Annotated in this window: 22 protein-coding genes; 8 read left to right on the forward strand and 14 right to left on the reverse strand. The window is 56.3% G+C overall.

Translation table 11 applies throughout. The features are described 5' to 3' along the window. Entirely contained in the window at window positions 1-717 is a 717-nt protein-coding gene (locus TAM4_RS10850; RefSeq protein WP_014123273.1) for a hypothetical protein, read from the reverse strand. Window positions 718-824: 107 nt separating this feature from the next. Between TAM4_RS10850 and TAM4_RS10855 the strand changes: the two genes are divergently transcribed. Continuing rightward, window positions 825-1,268, forward strand: coding sequence for a hydrogenase maturation protease (locus tag TAM4_RS10855; protein WP_014123274.1), 444 nt, complete (start codon window positions 825-827; stop codon window positions 1,266-1,268). Window positions 1,269-1,298: 30 nt separating this feature from the next. After that, the gene (locus TAM4_RS10860; protein ID WP_014123275.1) at window positions 1,299-2,039 is read left to right on the forward strand and encodes a Rossmann-like domain-containing protein; all 741 of its coding nucleotides are present in this window, start codon (window positions 1,299-1,301) and stop codon (window positions 2,037-2,039) included. Here TAM4_RS10860 and tsaA read toward each other — a convergent pair. The 5 genes from tsaA to TAM4_RS10885 are packed head-to-tail and all read right to left on the reverse strand — an operon-like array spanning window position 2,014 to window position 4,408. Continuing rightward, the gene (gene tsaA, locus TAM4_RS10865; RefSeq protein WP_014123276.1) at window positions 2,014-2,511 is read right to left on the reverse strand and encodes a tRNA (N6-threonylcarbamoyladenosine(37)-N6)-methyltransferase TrmO; all 498 of its coding nucleotides are present in this window, start codon (window positions 2,509-2,511) and stop codon (window positions 2,014-2,016) included. The two genes, TAM4_RS10860 and tsaA, sit on opposite strands and share 26 nt — an antisense overlap. 41 nt (window positions 2,512-2,552) lie before the next feature. Next, window positions 2,553-3,116: a DUF2250 domain-containing protein gene (locus tag TAM4_RS10870; protein ID WP_371136992.1), complete on the reverse strand. Its 564-nt coding sequence runs from the start codon at window positions 3,114-3,116 to the stop codon at window positions 2,553-2,555. Beyond that, a complete protein-coding gene (locus TAM4_RS10875) occupies window positions 3,031-3,462 on the reverse strand; it encodes an isoprenylcysteine carboxylmethyltransferase family protein (protein WP_014123278.1) in 432 nt (143 codons plus the stop codon). The genes TAM4_RS10870 and TAM4_RS10875 overlap by 86 nt, the downstream gene beginning before the upstream one ends. Window positions 3,463-3,465: 3 nt before the next feature. Further along, window positions 3,466-3,876 carry a NifB/NifX family molybdenum-iron cluster-binding protein gene (locus tag TAM4_RS10880; RefSeq protein WP_014123279.1) on the reverse strand — a complete coding sequence of 137 codons (411 nt, stop codon included), beginning with the start codon at window positions 3,874-3,876 and terminating at the stop codon, window positions 3,466-3,468. A gap of 55 nt (window positions 3,877-3,931) precedes the next feature. Next, window positions 3,932-4,408: a ferritin family protein gene (locus tag TAM4_RS10885; protein WP_014123280.1), complete on the reverse strand. Its 477-nt coding sequence runs from the start codon at window positions 4,406-4,408 to the stop codon at window positions 3,932-3,934. Between the two features lie 186 nt (window positions 4,409-4,594). Here TAM4_RS10885 and TAM4_RS10890 point away from each other — a divergent pair, with 186 nt between their 5' ends. From TAM4_RS10890 to TAM4_RS10905, 4 genes are all read left to right on the forward strand, one after another. Further along, the gene (locus TAM4_RS10890; protein WP_014123281.1) at window positions 4,595-5,191 is read left to right on the forward strand and encodes a NifB/NifX family molybdenum-iron cluster-binding protein; all 597 of its coding nucleotides are present in this window, start codon (window positions 4,595-4,597) and stop codon (window positions 5,189-5,191) included. Between the two features lie 31 nt (window positions 5,192-5,222). Further along, window positions 5,223-5,459 carry a hypothetical protein gene (locus TAM4_RS10895; RefSeq protein WP_014123282.1) on the forward strand — a complete coding sequence of 79 codons (237 nt, stop codon included), beginning with the start codon at window positions 5,223-5,225 and terminating at the stop codon, window positions 5,457-5,459. A gap of 67 nt (window positions 5,460-5,526) precedes the next feature. Next, a complete protein-coding gene (locus TAM4_RS10900) occupies window positions 5,527-5,715 on the forward strand; it encodes a hypothetical protein (RefSeq protein ID WP_014123283.1) in 189 nt (62 codons plus the stop codon). A gap of 40 nt (window positions 5,716-5,755) precedes the next feature. Beyond that, a complete protein-coding gene (locus TAM4_RS10905) occupies window positions 5,756-6,064 on the forward strand; it encodes a hypothetical protein (RefSeq protein WP_014123284.1) in 309 nt (102 codons plus the stop codon). 8 nt (window positions 6,065-6,072) lie between these two features. Here the strand turns inward: TAM4_RS10905 and TAM4_RS10910 are convergent, their stop codons facing one another. Both TAM4_RS10910 and sufC read right to left on the reverse strand, forming a co-directional pair. After that, a complete protein-coding gene (locus TAM4_RS10910) occupies window positions 6,073-7,413 on the reverse strand; it encodes a SufD family Fe-S cluster assembly protein (RefSeq protein WP_014123285.1) in 1,341 nt (446 codons plus the stop codon). Continuing rightward, on the reverse strand, window positions 7,410-8,150 hold the full coding sequence (sufC, locus tag TAM4_RS10915; protein WP_014123286.1) for a Fe-S cluster assembly ATPase SufC: 741 nt from the start codon (window positions 8,148-8,150) through the stop codon (window positions 7,410-7,412). The genes TAM4_RS10910 and sufC overlap by 4 nt, the downstream gene beginning before the upstream one ends. Window positions 8,151-8,274: 124 nt before the next feature. Here sufC and TAM4_RS10920 point away from each other — a divergent pair, with 124 nt between their 5' ends. Both TAM4_RS10920 and TAM4_RS10925 read left to right on the forward strand, forming a co-directional pair. Beyond that, window positions 8,275-8,703 (forward strand): NifB/NifX family molybdenum-iron cluster-binding protein, encoded by a 429-nt coding sequence (locus TAM4_RS10920; protein WP_014123287.1) that lies wholly within the window; start codon window positions 8,275-8,277, stop codon window positions 8,701-8,703. Window positions 8,704-8,707: 4 nt separating this feature from the next. Continuing rightward, window positions 8,708-9,520, forward strand: a complete 813-nt coding sequence (locus TAM4_RS10925; protein WP_014123288.1) for an MBL fold metallo-hydrolase — start codon at window positions 8,708-8,710, stop codon at window positions 9,518-9,520. Here TAM4_RS10925 and TAM4_RS10930 read toward each other — a convergent pair. The 6 genes from TAM4_RS10930 to TAM4_RS10955 are packed head-to-tail and all read right to left on the reverse strand — an operon-like array spanning window position 9,507 to window position 13,053. Continuing rightward, the gene (locus TAM4_RS10930) at window positions 9,507-9,788 is read right to left on the reverse strand and encodes a hypothetical protein (RefSeq protein WP_014123289.1); all 282 of its coding nucleotides are present in this window, start codon (window positions 9,786-9,788) and stop codon (window positions 9,507-9,509) included. The genes TAM4_RS10925 and TAM4_RS10930 overlap by 14 nt on opposite strands. Before the next feature lie 41 nt (window positions 9,789-9,829). Then, window positions 9,830-10,561, reverse strand: a complete 732-nt coding sequence (locus tag TAM4_RS10935) for a sulfite exporter TauE/SafE family protein (protein ID WP_014123290.1) — start codon at window positions 10,559-10,561, stop codon at window positions 9,830-9,832. Window positions 10,562-10,592: 31 nt separating this feature from the next. Beyond that, on the reverse strand, window positions 10,593-11,357 hold the full coding sequence (locus tag TAM4_RS10940) for a sulfite exporter TauE/SafE family protein (protein WP_014123291.1): 765 nt from the start codon (window positions 11,355-11,357) through the stop codon (window positions 10,593-10,595). Next, window positions 11,358-11,789 carry a type II toxin-antitoxin system VapC family toxin gene (locus TAM4_RS10945; RefSeq protein WP_048150716.1) on the reverse strand — a complete coding sequence of 144 codons (432 nt, stop codon included), beginning with the start codon at window positions 11,787-11,789 and terminating at the stop codon, window positions 11,358-11,360. Beyond that, on the reverse strand, window positions 11,764-12,018 hold the full coding sequence (locus tag TAM4_RS10950) for an AbrB/MazE/SpoVT family DNA-binding domain-containing protein (RefSeq protein ID WP_014123293.1): 255 nt from the start codon (window positions 12,016-12,018) through the stop codon (window positions 11,764-11,766). Before TAM4_RS10950 ends, TAM4_RS10945 begins: the two co-directional genes overlap by 26 nt. Window positions 12,019-12,060: 42 nt before the next feature. Beyond that, a complete protein-coding gene (locus TAM4_RS10955; RefSeq protein WP_014123294.1) occupies window positions 12,061-13,053 on the reverse strand; it encodes a M42 family metallopeptidase in 993 nt (330 codons plus the stop codon). Window positions 13,054-13,063: the final 10 nt, after the last annotated feature.

The following is a 13,063-nucleotide window of genomic DNA, read 5'->3' on the forward strand; positions in this document are numbered from 1 at the left end:
TCACTTTCCCGCCATCTTCTCGCAGGGGAAGTACACCTTCCCGACGAATCCCTCCCCAGCCGGACCAACGACGTAAACGTCGCCGACTGAGTACTTGTAGATTGCCGTAACGCTTCCGCTCTTTATTTTGCATATCTCCGGCAGGACGTAGGTGCCGTTCTTGAATTCAACAGTGGGAGCGTTGGCGATCTGAATGGGCCTCTGAATCATTATGGTGACGTTGAAGGTCTCGTTCCAGAGGGTTATCCTTTTCGGAGACCAACCAATGGGCCTGACGATGTAGTGCGTCCCGTTCTTCTCAACATCGTAGTTGACGACCATGTCAATGCTTTTCTCCGGTGTGCCCTCAATCCTGATGTCAACGCTCGTCGTTGAGCCGTTTTTCATGCGCACCAGTATTGACGCGAGGTTCTCGGGGTTATTGAAGCTGTAGTACGGGAGCATGTACACGTCGTCCGAGAGCCTGAATGCGGAGACGTTGAGAACGTCCGGGCTCGTCTTGATCAGTATCGCAGGATAGGAGTAATCCACGGCAACGTGTTTGTACCCGTTGAATTCAGCGTGAACGTGGAACATAACGGCGGTTACGTTGAGGCGGGGGTTGAAGGGAACCGCGTTGATCTTTACGGCGAAGTTCGTCTTGGTTTCCTCGTGCCCGAGGCATCCGGTCGACAGAACCACGAACAGAAGCAGTAATGGAACGATTTTCCTGATCATAACTATACGCCCCTTGCTGTGAAGACGACCATGACTATGTTCCTTAGTATATAAACGTTTTGGCAAGGCTCATAAACCCCCGGCGCAACTGTACTTTGTGAGGAAAGATGGGAAGCCTTATCCTTGCCCTTGGGAACGAGCTGATGAAGGACGATGGAGCCGGCCTTAAAATCGGCAGAATCCTCGCGGAGAAGGGCTACAACGTTCTTGAGGTTGGGACAGACATCTTCATGCTTTCGAACCACTACAACGGCGAGGAGAGGCTGATAATCGTCGATGCGATACTGAGCGAGAAGTTCAAGCCGGGAGAGGTAATACACCTCAAAGGTGAGGAGGTCTTCGAGAAGCTGAGGGCGGAGATAAGGAGCGCACACTTCATGGGGGCGATAGACGGCCTCAAGCTTCTCATGAAGCTCGACGAGAGGCTCGCTAGGGCGGAGGTTCACTTCGTGGGAATAGTTGCGAAGGAGATCGACCTTGGAACCGAGCTCAGCGAAGAGGTTCGGGATGCGATACCAAGGGCCGTTAAGCTGATCGAGGAGCTTTATTAACTCGGGGGATAACTTCAATTGGGTGATTCCATGCTCCTGAAGGTTATCAAACACAGGGCACTGGAGCTCTCGTCAGGGCTTGAGCTTGTTGATTTTGGCTTCGCCCTGCCTTACACGTGGATTCTCGTTGAAGGAGAAAGGGGCAGAGCCCTCGGGGTTGCGATGACCCTTCCCGAGGAAATTCAGCGCTACACGAACTCGATAGGTGAGCCCTCGATTGAGGCGTTCATCGAAAGGGCCGACAGTATGAACGTCATCGAGAGAACCCTTGGGCTCGCAGCGATTAATGCTATTTCTCAGTACCATATTGACCTAAGCAACGCTGAAAAAACCGATGTTCTGGAGCTCCTGCCCGAAAGGCCCGGAAAGGTGGCCTTAATCGGCAACATGCCTCCTCTGGCGAAGGAGCTTCGGGAAAGGGGTTATGAGCTCTACGTCTTTGAGAGGAATCCCAAGCTGTGGGACAGGGAGACGCTCAGCGACACCCTCGAGTACCACCTGCTTCCCGAAATGGACGTTGTGATAGCGAGCGCGAGCTGTCTCGTGAACGGAACGATAGACCTTCTCCTCGACAGGGCAAAACGGGCGGAACTCTTCGTCCTGACCGGGCCGACGGGACAGCTTTTACCGGAGTTCCTCAGTGGAACGCGCGTTACCCATCTGGCTTCTATGAAGGTGATCGATATCGGAAAGGCCCTCCTCGGCCTCAAGCTCGGCTCCTTCAGGGGCTTTGAGAAGGGGAACGTCAAGTACGTGGTCGAGGTCGAATGAACCTCCCGTCGTCCCTCGTTTTTTCGAGCCTGTGAACCCTCTCCTCAAGCCAGCCGATTCTCTCAACTTCCCTGACGTCGAACTCGGGCACGTAGGGCTTTATGTCGAGGACAGGGGTTCCATCGACGATATCAACGTCCTCAATGTGCAGAACGTTCCCCTCGACGCGGACGAGCCTCACCACAGAAATCCCAATCGGGTTCGGCCTGCTCGGTGCCCTCGTCGCGAAGACGCCGTGTTCTTCCTCGTCCATGTACGGCCTGACGAGTAACTTCCCCTTCCCCGCTAGGTGGAAGTGGTAGACCAGGATTATGTGTGAGAATCCATCGAGGTCTTTCAGTCCCGCGGCGTACTCGGGGAAGACCTCAACCCATCCCTTAATCCCCTTTGCGGCCGAGGCCTGAATAGGAACGCCCTTCGGCTCCTTAAACGGGCTGTGTATCACTCCAATCGCTCGATATTTGAACTCCATTTCAAATCCCCATCGAATTTGGGAATTAGCTTAAAAAGGCTTTACTTGAGGAACTCCCACAGCCTCTTGAGGAACTCCGTTTTTCTGCCCTTTTCAGTTATGAAGCGCAGGATTTTGAGTTCCTCGATGGTGGCGTCGCTTATTGGGACTTTCCTGCACGCTTCCCTCACATCCCTGCTTTCTGCAAGGGCGTTAACGACCTTCCAGCCGTCGGGAAAGAGGGCGTTGAAGTACCTCTTAAGCCACCTCCCGTCAATCGAGCGGACGAAGAGCTCACCCTCTCGCGAAAGGCGGTAGTAGGTGTGGTGCTTGTGAACCTCGAAGGCCTTCTTGAAGCGCGCCTTACTTCTTTTTATCGCGCTCCCAGAGTCGCGCTCAATCAAACGAAGCTCGAGGAGGTCGTTTATCGCGTCTTCGATGAGCTCAAGGGGTAAACCGCTCACCTTCGCCATCATCTTGGCGTAGTCAACCCCTGCTTTCTTCAGATGGACGAGAACGTAGAGGTGAACAGGCAGGAGCTCAAGGCCTCGGTATGAACCGAGGTGTTCTCCTCGCGTATTTCCGCCACCCATCGCCGAACCGCTCCTCAAGGACCTTCTCCTCATCGCCTATAAACTTCACCACGGCGAACCAGTAAACCATGGGTAAGCCGAGCATGAAGCCTCCTATGGTGAGGGAGAAGCCGGGGATTATCAGGAGGCCCCAGATTGAGTATATCGGGTGCCTGACGCGGGAATAACAGCCTTCAGTCAGCAGTTCGCCTTTTCGGTAAGCCCTTGAAACCTGAAGGTAGCAGATGAGCCACAGTGCGACTCCGACGATAACGAGAAAGGCCCCAACTTCCGGGAATCGCAGAGTCTGGAGCCCAAGGGCGGAGTTCAGGTAGAAGGAGATGAGCGCGTAGGGAAAAGCGAAAAGCGCCACCTTCGGCTCTATCCCGAGGAACTTCATCGCTCACTCCTCGATTGGGGGCTTTTCGGCCTTCTTCGCCTGCACCTGCTCCCAGAGGTCGTCGAAGTTCTCAATGAGCCTCTGCAGGGCGAGCTTCAAATCTCTCGTCCTCGTGAAGAAGGCGACCTTGTTGGTCTTGTCGCGAATCCTCAGGAAGTTCGGCCCCATCCTGAAAGCCGCAAGAACGTCAACGTCAAGGAGCTGGCTTACGACGGCCTTGAACTTTCTCGGGTCGCCGTGGCCTTCGTCGTGCTCTTCTTCAAAATCTTTAGCTTTGTTCGGCCTCTTCTCGATGAGCCTCACGCTTCCATCTTCGCAGACTTCATAGATTGCGAAGAACTCCGAATCTCCGTAGTGGGCATCAATAAGGTGTTCATCGTCCTCCATTCCGAACGCGACTTTGAGGCACCTCATAAGCATCACCGCTGAAAGCTCGCGGGGCCCTTTAAAAAGATTTAGGGGAGCCTAATCACAGGTCGATGTCCTCGAACCACTGCTCGATTAAATCCTCTGGAATCTCTTCCTCTTCAACGCTCTCCTGCATGAACTCCCACATCTCGAGGTGCCTCCTCAGGATTTCGGCGTGCTCCCTGCTTATCTCTGCCAGCCAGCGGAAGAGCCTCCTCGTCTTCTCGGATTTGGCCTTCATGCTCAGCTCCGAGTAAAGCCTTGCCGTCGCTTCCTCCGCGTCGATGGCGTAGCGGTAGTAGTCCTCGACGGTCGCTTCCGGGTCTGTGAGGGCTTTCTCAAGGAACCCCAGTGCGACTTCAACTTCCTTCATCCCCTTGGTGTTGGGCGGCACGTCCACTTCCCTGAGCAGCTTTGCGTTCCTCTCCGCGTGGTTCGCTAGCAGTTTGAGGTCGTCTTTGAAGTCCCTCGGGACGAGCGGGAGCAACGCCCTGTAAACCTCGGCCTTCCGGATCTCTATCCTCTCCAGAGCCTTCATGACCACCACCGATAATTTAATAACGAAAGGTTATATAAACTTTTTTGCGTGCTTATGCAGGTGAAAGGGCGGGATGGCTTTTCTGGGCTGTTCTTGTGATTGGGCATAGGGCTTTCTCAAACCGCATCGAAAAGCTTTTAAATGTATGTGCATATGCACAGAATAGAATGTGAGGAGGTGGTTGAGATGAGGATCGCGGTGCCGACGAACGGTGGCGGGCTCGAGGACACGGTTGCACCGGTCTTCGCAAGGGCCCCGGCCTTCGCAATCATTGACGTTGAGGGAGAGGAGATCAAGAACGTGAGGGTGATCCAGAATCCAGCCGCAAACGCGGCCGGCGGAGCGGGACCGCTCGCAGTTCAGACACTCATAAACGAGGGCGTCGAGGCCATAGTCGCTCCGCAGGTCGGGCCGAATGCCCTCGGAGCCATCCAGGCCGCGGGAATAAGGCTCTACCAGGTCGCCCCGGGAACCCCCGTTGAGGAGGCCGTCAAGGTCGTGACCAGCGGAACTGCCCAGACAACGGCGACGGCCCCGGTTGCTCCGGCCTACGGACCGTATCCTGCCGCTCCGACGGTTGCTCCTGTTACTCCAGCGTACCCGGCTTATCCGGCCTACGGCTTCGGCCCTGGAAGGGGTTGGGGCCGCGGCTGGGGAAGAGGACGCGGATGGGGCCGTGGATGGGGCAGAGGCGGAAGAGGCTGGGGAGCGAGGCTCGGCTACTGCCCCTGGACAGGCCAGCCCAGCAGGAGAGCCCTTCGCTGGCTCTACGGCTGGTGGTGAGTCCTTTCTTTTAAATTTTGGAGGGTGAACGATGCCGCGCGGTATGGGCAGGGGCTATGGCAGGCGTTTTGGCGGGCCGTATCCTGGCTATCGGTTCTTTCCGTTCTGGGGTTTCTACGGGCTAATCGATTTGATCCTGCTTTTGCTCATGCTCTACGTTCTGTTCAAGCTCTTCCTCGTGGCCTCGGTCTACGTCGTGGCCCTCGTGGTGCTGTGGCTCATCAGGAGCGCACTCAGACCGGGCAGGGGTTTCTTTGGCCCCTGGTGATACCTTTTCATTTCCATGCGATCGAAACATTAAAGTACTTTAAAACAGAGAAAGACTTGGTGGTCTTATGCGCGGGCCATTCCCGGATCAGGTTACCGTTAAGAGGTCTGAGATGCTTGCCGAAGAGAAGCAGAAAAGGTTTCTGCGTGAGAGCGAAGAACCCGGAGGGGAGTCAATCCTGGAAACCGCTGTGGTTGTCATACTCGGACTGCTCGTTTTCGGGTTCGTGATCTTCGTCCTGAAGAACTACCTGTGAGTTCCTTCCCCTTCTCGATTTGTCTGACTGGGGTGGTTTCATGGCGGTTATGAGGCTCTGGCATGGGAAGGTTCCATTGGACAAGGCCGATGAGTACGAGCGTTTCCTGATCGAGAGGGCCCTTCCGGATTACGGCTCCGTCGAGGGCCTGCTGAAGCTCTACTTCACGCGGAGGAATGAAGGGAGCATAGCCCACTTCCTCCTCGTCACTGTGTGGGATTCTATGGAATCTATAAAGCGCTTTGCTGGGGACAGGCCCGAGCTGGCGAAGTACTACCCGGAGGACGACGAATTCCTGCTGGAAAAGGAAAAGTACGTCCAGCACTACGAGATCTTCTACGAGAAATGAAGAGGGGCTCACATGCCCCCGCTGACCGCTAGCTCTATTATCTTCCTTATCTCGACGAGGAACTCCATCGGAATGTCCTTGAGCATTGGCTCGAGGAAGCCCTTCACTATGAGCTGTGTCGCCTTCTCCTCGTCGAGTCCCCTGCTCATGAGGTAGAACAGCTCCTCCTCGCGTATCTTGCCTATCGCTGCCTCGTGGCTCAGCTCGGCGTCGTCAACCTTGCTGACCAGCCCGGGGTAGGTCTCCATCGTGGCCCTGTCGCTGAGGAGAAGGGCATCACAGCTTATGTGGCCCTTCGTCTTTGGCGCCTCAGCCCTTATGATTCCGCGCGTTATGACGGTGCTCTCGTCCATTATGACGGCCTTGCTCGCGTTTATTCCCCCGGCGCCTTTGCCCTGGAGATACATCTCGCCACCCAGGTCCACGAACCAGTCCTTCTGGCCGAGCAAGATACCGTTCAGCTCGACGTAGCCGTTCTCATCAACCCAGTACTTTGGATTGGCGACGTTGCTCCTTCCGGTTCCGAGGCCGACGGTGGTGTTGATGAAGCGCGCCCCCTTTCCAATCTTCGCCCTCGTCATGGGCCTCGTGTGGACGTACTCCGGCCAGTTCTGCAGGACGGTCAGCTGGCCTTTGGCGTTCTCGTGGAAGTACGCCTCGGTCATGTCAAGGTGGAGTGAGTGCTTGACGAGTATCGGAGCCGTACAGCCCTCTATGAGATGGAACTCCGTGTTCTTCTCCGCGATTATGATGATGTGCGGAGCCTGAGCAAGGGCGCTCTCCTGTATCAGGAAGAACAGGTGAAGCGGGAACGGAACCTTAAGGCCTTCCTTGACGTAGAGGAAGATTCCCCCGTTCCAGACTGCCGTATGGTAGGCCGTAAGCTTGCTCTCGTCAACGCGGAAGAGCTTGAGGAAGTGCTCCTTGACGAGGTCGGGATACTTTCTCACCGCCTCCTCGGTCGGAAGGACTATCAGGCCCTTCTTGGCCCACTCCTTGAGGAACTCGTTGTAGATGACTCCGGTGTCGGTCTGAACCGCTAAGCCGGCTATGTACTTCTGCTCGACCTCAGAGATGCCGAGCCTGTCGAGGAGAGCCTTCATCTCCGGTGGCAAATCGTCGAGGCTCTCGACCTTCTCGGGCAGGCCCTCGATTTCGGGCTTCGCTATGAACTGGAGCAGTTCCTCCTCGCTTATGACCGGGTCGTTCAGCGGGGCCCTCTCGAACGCTTCTAACGCCTTGTACCTTATCCTCGTCATCCACTCCGGTTCCCTGTTCCTCTTTGCAAGTTCTTCAATCTGGTTCTCGATTATAGCCTTGGCATCGCTCATGGTTATCGTCTCGGTCATGCTCCCACCTCCTCAAAGATTCCGGCGAAGCCTTCCCTGTCTATCCTGTCGACGAGCTCTCCCCCGCCGGTCCGAACGATCCTGCCGTCCTTCATGACGTGGACGGTTATCTTTTCCCTGTCGATATGCTCAAGGATTCTGCCGTAGTGGGTTATCAGGAGTATCGCAGTTCCCTTGCTGTGGAGCTCCTCAATCTTCCTGCTGATTACGCTGAGCGAGTCAACGTCAACACCGCTGTCGGGCTCGTCCAGAATCAGCAACTTTGGCTCGATGAGAACCGCCTGGAGAAGCTCAAGCCTCTTCCTCTCGCCACCGGAGAAGCCGACGTTCACGTAGCGGTGTAGATCCTCCTCATTGAACCACAGCTCCTTCGCCTTTTCCACTATAAGGTCGTAGGCCTCCACCGGGTCGAGTCCCTTGAGCTCGACCAGAACCTGCTGGAGGAACTCGATGATCTTAACGCCCTCGACCTCGGGCGGAACCTGAAAGGCCAGCATAATGCCCCGCTTTGCCCTCTCGTCCGGGCTCAGCTCGGTTATGTCTTCGCCCTCGAAGAGAATCCTCCCGTCCCTGACCTCGTACTTGGGATGACCGGCAATGGTTAAGGCGAGCGTTGATTTTCCAGATCCGTTCGGGCCCATTACCACGTGCAGCTCGCCGGGTTTCACCTCCAGGTCGACCCCCTTGAGTATCTCCCTGTCCTCGACGTTCACGTGAAGGTTCTCAACTTTGAGCATTAGCTCACCTCCGTGGGTAACGTGATTGGGATCTTTTTTAAGCATTTTGGAACAGGTCTGGGTAGTGAGCATATGCACAAGCCTTTTAACTTAGGCTTTCCTAACCCGGATGGAGGTGGTGTGAATGAGGATAATAGTCTCAACCGTGAACGGAGGGCTCGACGACAGGGTAAACCCCGCCTTCGGCAGGACTCCGACCTTCACGATAGTCGACGTTGAGAACGGGGAGATAGTGAACGTCCAGGTCGTTCCGAACCCGGGCTACAGCCAGCCGAGGGGAGCGGGGGTAACCGCGGCCCAGTTCGCCATAGACCAGGGCGCCGACGTCGTCATAGCCGGCCAGTTCGGGCCGAACTCATCGGGCGTCCTCCAGGCGGCGGGCATAAGAATGCACTCCGCACCGCCAACGATGACTGTGAGGGAGGCGGTCGAAGCGCTTCTTCGCGGGGAGCTGGGCCCGGCTGTCTTCGGTTCGGAAGGAGGCATGGGCGGAAGAGGACGCGGAAGGGGAATGGGTAGAGGAATGGGCCGGGGTATGAGGGGCGGATGGTGATCCCGTGCGCCTCACAATTATTTTTGAAAACCACGCAGGCTACAGGAAGGGCTTGCTCGGCTACCACGGCTTCTCCGCCTTAGTTGAGCACCGCGGTAAGAAGGTTCTCGTGGATACGGGCACGGACGGAAAGGTTCTGCTGGGAAACATGACAGAACTCGGCTTTTCTCCCGATGAAATCGACGCCATCTTCCTTACCCACGGTCACTACGATCACACGGGTGGATTGAGGGCCTTCCTCGAAAGCAGGAACTCGGGGATCGATGTCTACGCCCACCCGGGAATCTTCGCGAGGAGGATAGCCCTGAAGCCGTACAGGCGGGAGATTGGGATACCCTTCGGAAGGGAGGAACTTGAAAGCCTGGGCGCAAGGTTTCACCTCTCCCCGAAACCCGCTGAGTTCCTGCCCGGGTTCGTGAGTTCAGGCGAGATAGAGAGAATAACCTGGGACCGGGCAGTGGGCCATCTCGTTCTGGACGGAAAGACCGTTCCCGACCCGGTTCTCGATGACATCGCCCTCATCGTCGATCTCGGCGATAGTGTGGCGGTTATCACCGGCTGCGGTCACAGCGGGGTGATCAACATAGCGAGGCACGCCGTGGAACTCACGGGAAAGCCTGTGCTGGCTTTGATAGGCGGGTTCCACCTGAGGGGCGCCGGGAGGGCTCTCCTGGAGGATGCCGCCAGGAAACTTGCTGAGCTCGGCGTTGAAAAGCTCTACGCCGGCCACTGCACCGGCCTGGAGGAGTTCGCCTTCCTCGCCTCTGCCCTCGGCAACGTCGAGGGCCTTTACGTCGGCAAGGTCATCGAGCTCTAGCGAATCCCTTTTCCTCAAGCTCCTTAGCCAGGAGTGCAACGGTCAAGATGCCCTCGAAGATGCTCCCAAAGTTCGGAACCTCGCCGAACTGGGCGAAGAGCGTTCCGTAGCGCGGGTGCCACGCATCGACCTGCTTCCTGTTTTTGGCCGTTATGATGTAGACGACCCACTCTCTTTCCTCGAGCCACTCAACGAGCCTCCAGGCATCGGCCATGTCTTTGACCTCAAAGCCGAACTTCTCACGCACCTTCCCGATGAGCTCGTCCATTGTCCTCACCGCTTCGGTTTCTTTCGGCGGTTAATAAACCTTCACAGGAGCATCTTGAGCGCGACGAGGATTAAAACCCCCGCAAAAGCCTTCCTCAGAACTTCCGGCCTGACCCTGTGTGCCGCTAAAGCGCCGAGCCTGCCGCCGATTATGAGCCCCGGAGCAAGGAGAAGGGCCATGTGTAAATCAACCTGTCCGAGGCGGTAGTGCTCGAAGGCTCCGGCTAAAGCCGTGAAGAACAGCGCGAAGCTCGACGTTCCCACGGCATAGCGCATGGGTATGCCCACGAAGGTGTGAAAGAGCGGGACGTTGAGAACGCCGCCGCTTATGCCCAAAAGCCCGCTCACGAGGCCCGAGAGGATGCCCACAAGGGGGACGCGGGAGTAATGAACGGTTCCGTTGTTCTCATGTCCGCCGTTCTTTCCCCGTGCCATCGTGTACGCGAGGTAAAGGAGGAGCAGCGCAAAGATCAGCCTGAGCTCTCTGCCCGGAAGCATGGAGGACAGGTAAGCACCGAGAACGGCGAAGGGAACCGAAAAGACCTCCTTAAGGAGAACGACGCGATAAAGAACCGCACCCCTTCGAATGTGGGTCAGCGATGCCGAGAGCGAGCTGAGGACTATGCATGTCAAACTCGTGCCGATGGCGAGGTGTATCGGCTCTCCGAGGAGGACGAGGGCGGGCACAATGAGAAACCCCCCACCTAAGCCGAACAATCCCGCCACGAGGCCTATTCCGAGGCCGAGGACAAAATCGAAGAGATACTGGAGCATGGAAAAAAGTTAAAGGGGTCTCTTAAAAACCTCACGGAACCGCGAAGCCAAGCCCCTTGAGGATCATTCTTAACGCCAGAAGGAACATCACGACGGCAAAGGCCTTTTTCAGAGAGGAAGCCTTCGTTCTCTTGGCTATTCCTGCCCCGAGCTGGGCCCCTATTATCAGCCCGGGCACGAGGAGGACGAGCCAGTGGAGTTCCACGTTGCCCATCATGTAGTGCTTTATCGCCCCGGAAGCTGCGGTGAACACTATGGCAAAGCTTGAGGTCGCTACCGCGTAGTGAATTGGCAGTCCGAGGTATGTAAGGAAGGGCACGTTGATGATTCCTCCGCCAACTCCGAGCAGACCGCTCGCGATTCCCGCGAAGAAGCCACCGACCGGGACGAGCTTGTAGTTCACCCTAACGTCCTCAAGCTTGACCTCGCTCGGCTCTGCCGTTTTCTTCCTGTATATCCTTACCGCAACGACGATTAGCGCCAGCCCGAAGATGACCTTCAGCCCGGAGGCGCTGATGAACGATGTGAGCCATGCCCCTATGTAGGCGCCTATAACAGCGGTCGAGGCCAGCAGAAGTCCGACCTTGTAGTGTATTCTCCTCTGCCTTGAGTATGCAATAGCCGAGCTGAGCGATGTAAACACGACGGCCGCGCTCGAGGTTCCTACCGCGTGGTGCATCTCGACGCCGAGCAGGTTGAGAGTTGGCACTATCAGGAAGCCCCCTCCGAGGCCGAACAGCGCCGCGAGGATTCCGATGAAGACACCGACAGCGAAGTAGCCGAGGTATTTCAGCACTCAATCACCTCCAAGGAGCGTTTTTATTGCCCTGCTTATGCTCCAAACCTCAATAATGCCCGCACGGGAAACCTTCTCAAAGTGCCTGTCGTTGGTAACGAGGATTGCCCCGCTTTTCAGGCACGTTGCCGCATGGACGGCATCCGCAAGCTGTGTCTCCGGAAAATACGGGAGAACGCGGAGCACTTCCTCCCTGCTTGGGTTCACAATCGTAACCCTCCTCCTAATGAACTCATAGAAGTCCAGCGCGTTGAGCTTTTCGGCGTATTTTCGGTATTCGGCCATCAAGACGTCGTTTGCCACCAGAGTGTAGCGTTTACCGGTTAAAAAATGGAGTAAAAGCTCGGTCGTGTCAGTCCAGCCCCGTTTAACCGCCGCTATGAAGACGTTCGTGTCGAGGAGAAATTTAGAGCCCGTATAGTTCCTTCGCAACCCTGTTCCCCTCTTCCTCGGTTTCAGCCTCAAGCTCCTCTAAATCCACTCCCATCGAGTTCCTGACGAGCTTTTCTAGCATCTTTTTGACGTTGAAGCGCCTCATGACTATCGTATCGCCGTCTATCTCCGTAACGAGGAACTCCTCGCCGGGCTTGATGTTGAGCCTTCTCCGGACGTCCTTCGGGATTACGACCCTGCCCTTGGAGTCTACCTTTGTTATTCCCACTTTTCCCACCATTCCCACTACTGCATCGAGGTATTTAAGGGTTTACATTTCCAGCGCTATCGCCTCAATCAGCTTTATCAGGGCCTCGAGGTCGCCGAGATGGAGCGTCTCGACCTCGCTGTGGAGGTACTTAATCGGGACGCTCAAGGCTAAGACCTCGCTCTTGTGCTGGAAGATGGAGGCATCGGTTCCACCACCCGTAACCCCTACCTGAAGGGGAATCGCGTTGCGCGAGGCTATCTCAGCGACCTTTCTCGCCAGCTTTCTCGTGTAGATGGCCGAGTTGTCCACGGCCCTTATCACCGCTCCCCCGCCGAGGCGAACGTCGCCAGTAAGCTCTGCACAGCAGGCGAAAGAGTCAACCGCGAAGGCGTACTTCGGCGAGTAGCGCTCCGCGAGGAATTTGGCTCCCTTGAGCCCGACCTCCTCCTGAACGGTGAAGGCGAAAATCCACCTGCCGTCCAAATCGTGGTCGACTAGGTCCTTTATAGCCTCAACAAGTGCCACAACCCCGAAGCGGTCGTCGAGGGAGCGGGTTGAGACGTAGCGGTCGTTGAGAACCGCGAAGTGCTTCTTGAAGACCGCATAATCGAGGACCTTAACGCCGAGCCTCTCGGCCTCTTCCCTGCTTTCAGCCCCGATGTCTATGACGAGCTTGTTCCAAGGAACCGTGTCAAACTTCCTCTCGAGGTTGAGATGAACCGGAAGTGCTCCAATAACGCCGTCGAGCTTTCCGTTCTCGGTTACAACGTCGAGGTGCCTGCCGTAGAGCAGTCTGTCGTCTATCCCGCCAACTTTCCTGAAGGTGAGCTTCCCGTCGGGCCTTATTCCGGTAATCAGAAGCCCTATCTCGTCCATGTGGGCCATGAAAATGCCTTTCAGCTCGCCTTCGCCGAGTTCAACTATGAGGTTGCCGATTGTATCGACGGTGTAGTCGGCGTAGGGTTCGAGCCACTCACCTACCTTCTCCCTGACATTCTCCTCGTAGCCGGAAATTCCAGGGATAGCTGTTATCTCCCTCAACTCGGTTATCATTCAAACCACC

This window comes from Thermococcus sp. AM4 (genome assembly GCF_000151205.2).
In the GTDB taxonomy this organism is placed as follows: domain Archaea; phylum Methanobacteriota_B; class Thermococci; order Thermococcales; family Thermococcaceae; genus Thermococcus.

Coding starts and splice junctions, on each gene's coding strand:
- TAM4_RS10850 (WP_014123273.1), bottom strand. CDS start 717: ATGATCAGGAAAATCGTTCCATTACTGCTTCTGTTCGTGGTTCTGTCG.
- TAM4_RS10855 (WP_014123274.1), top strand. CDS start 825: ATGGGAAGCCTTATCCTTGCCCTTGGGAACGAGCTGATGAAGGACGAT.
- TAM4_RS10860 (WP_014123275.1), top strand. CDS start 1,299: ATGCTCCTGAAGGTTATCAAACACAGGGCACTGGAGCTCTCGTCAGGG.
- tsaA (WP_014123276.1), bottom strand. CDS start 2,511: ATGGAGTTCAAATATCGAGCGATTGGAGTGATACACAGCCCGTTTAAG.
- TAM4_RS10870 (WP_371136992.1), bottom strand. CDS start 3,116: ATGAGGAGAAGGTCCTTGAGGAGCGGTTCGGCGATGGGTGGCGGAAAT.
- TAM4_RS10875 (WP_014123278.1), bottom strand. CDS start 3,462: ATGAAGTTCCTCGGGATAGAGCCGAAGGTGGCGCTTTTCGCTTTTCCC.
- TAM4_RS10880 (WP_014123279.1), bottom strand. CDS start 3,876: ATGAGGTGCCTCAAAGTCGCGTTCGGAATGGAGGACGATGAACACCTT.
- TAM4_RS10885 (WP_014123280.1), bottom strand. CDS start 4,408: ATGAAGGCTCTGGAGAGGATAGAGATCCGGAAGGCCGAGGTTTACAGG.
- TAM4_RS10890 (WP_014123281.1), top strand. CDS start 4,595: ATGAGGATCGCGGTGCCGACGAACGGTGGCGGGCTCGAGGACACGGTT.
- TAM4_RS10895 (WP_014123282.1), top strand. CDS start 5,223: ATGCCGCGCGGTATGGGCAGGGGCTATGGCAGGCGTTTTGGCGGGCCG.
- TAM4_RS10900 (WP_014123283.1), top strand. CDS start 5,527: ATGCGCGGGCCATTCCCGGATCAGGTTACCGTTAAGAGGTCTGAGATG.
- TAM4_RS10905 (WP_014123284.1), top strand. CDS start 5,756: ATGGCGGTTATGAGGCTCTGGCATGGGAAGGTTCCATTGGACAAGGCC.
- TAM4_RS10910 (WP_014123285.1), bottom strand. CDS start 7,413: ATGACCGAGACGATAACCATGAGCGATGCCAAGGCTATAATCGAGAAC.
- sufC (WP_014123286.1), bottom strand. CDS start 8,150: ATGCTCAAAGTTGAGAACCTTCACGTGAACGTCGAGGACAGGGAGATA.
- TAM4_RS10920 (WP_014123287.1), top strand. CDS start 8,275: ATGAGGATAATAGTCTCAACCGTGAACGGAGGGCTCGACGACAGGGTA.
- TAM4_RS10930 (WP_014123289.1), bottom strand. CDS start 9,788: ATGGACGAGCTCATCGGGAAGGTGCGTGAGAAGTTCGGCTTTGAGGTC.
- TAM4_RS10935 (WP_014123290.1), bottom strand. CDS start 10,561: ATGCTCCAGTATCTCTTCGATTTTGTCCTCGGCCTCGGAATAGGCCTC.
- TAM4_RS10955 (WP_014123294.1), bottom strand. CDS start 13,053: ATGATAACCGAGTTGAGGGAGATAACAGCTATCCCTGGAATTTCCGGC.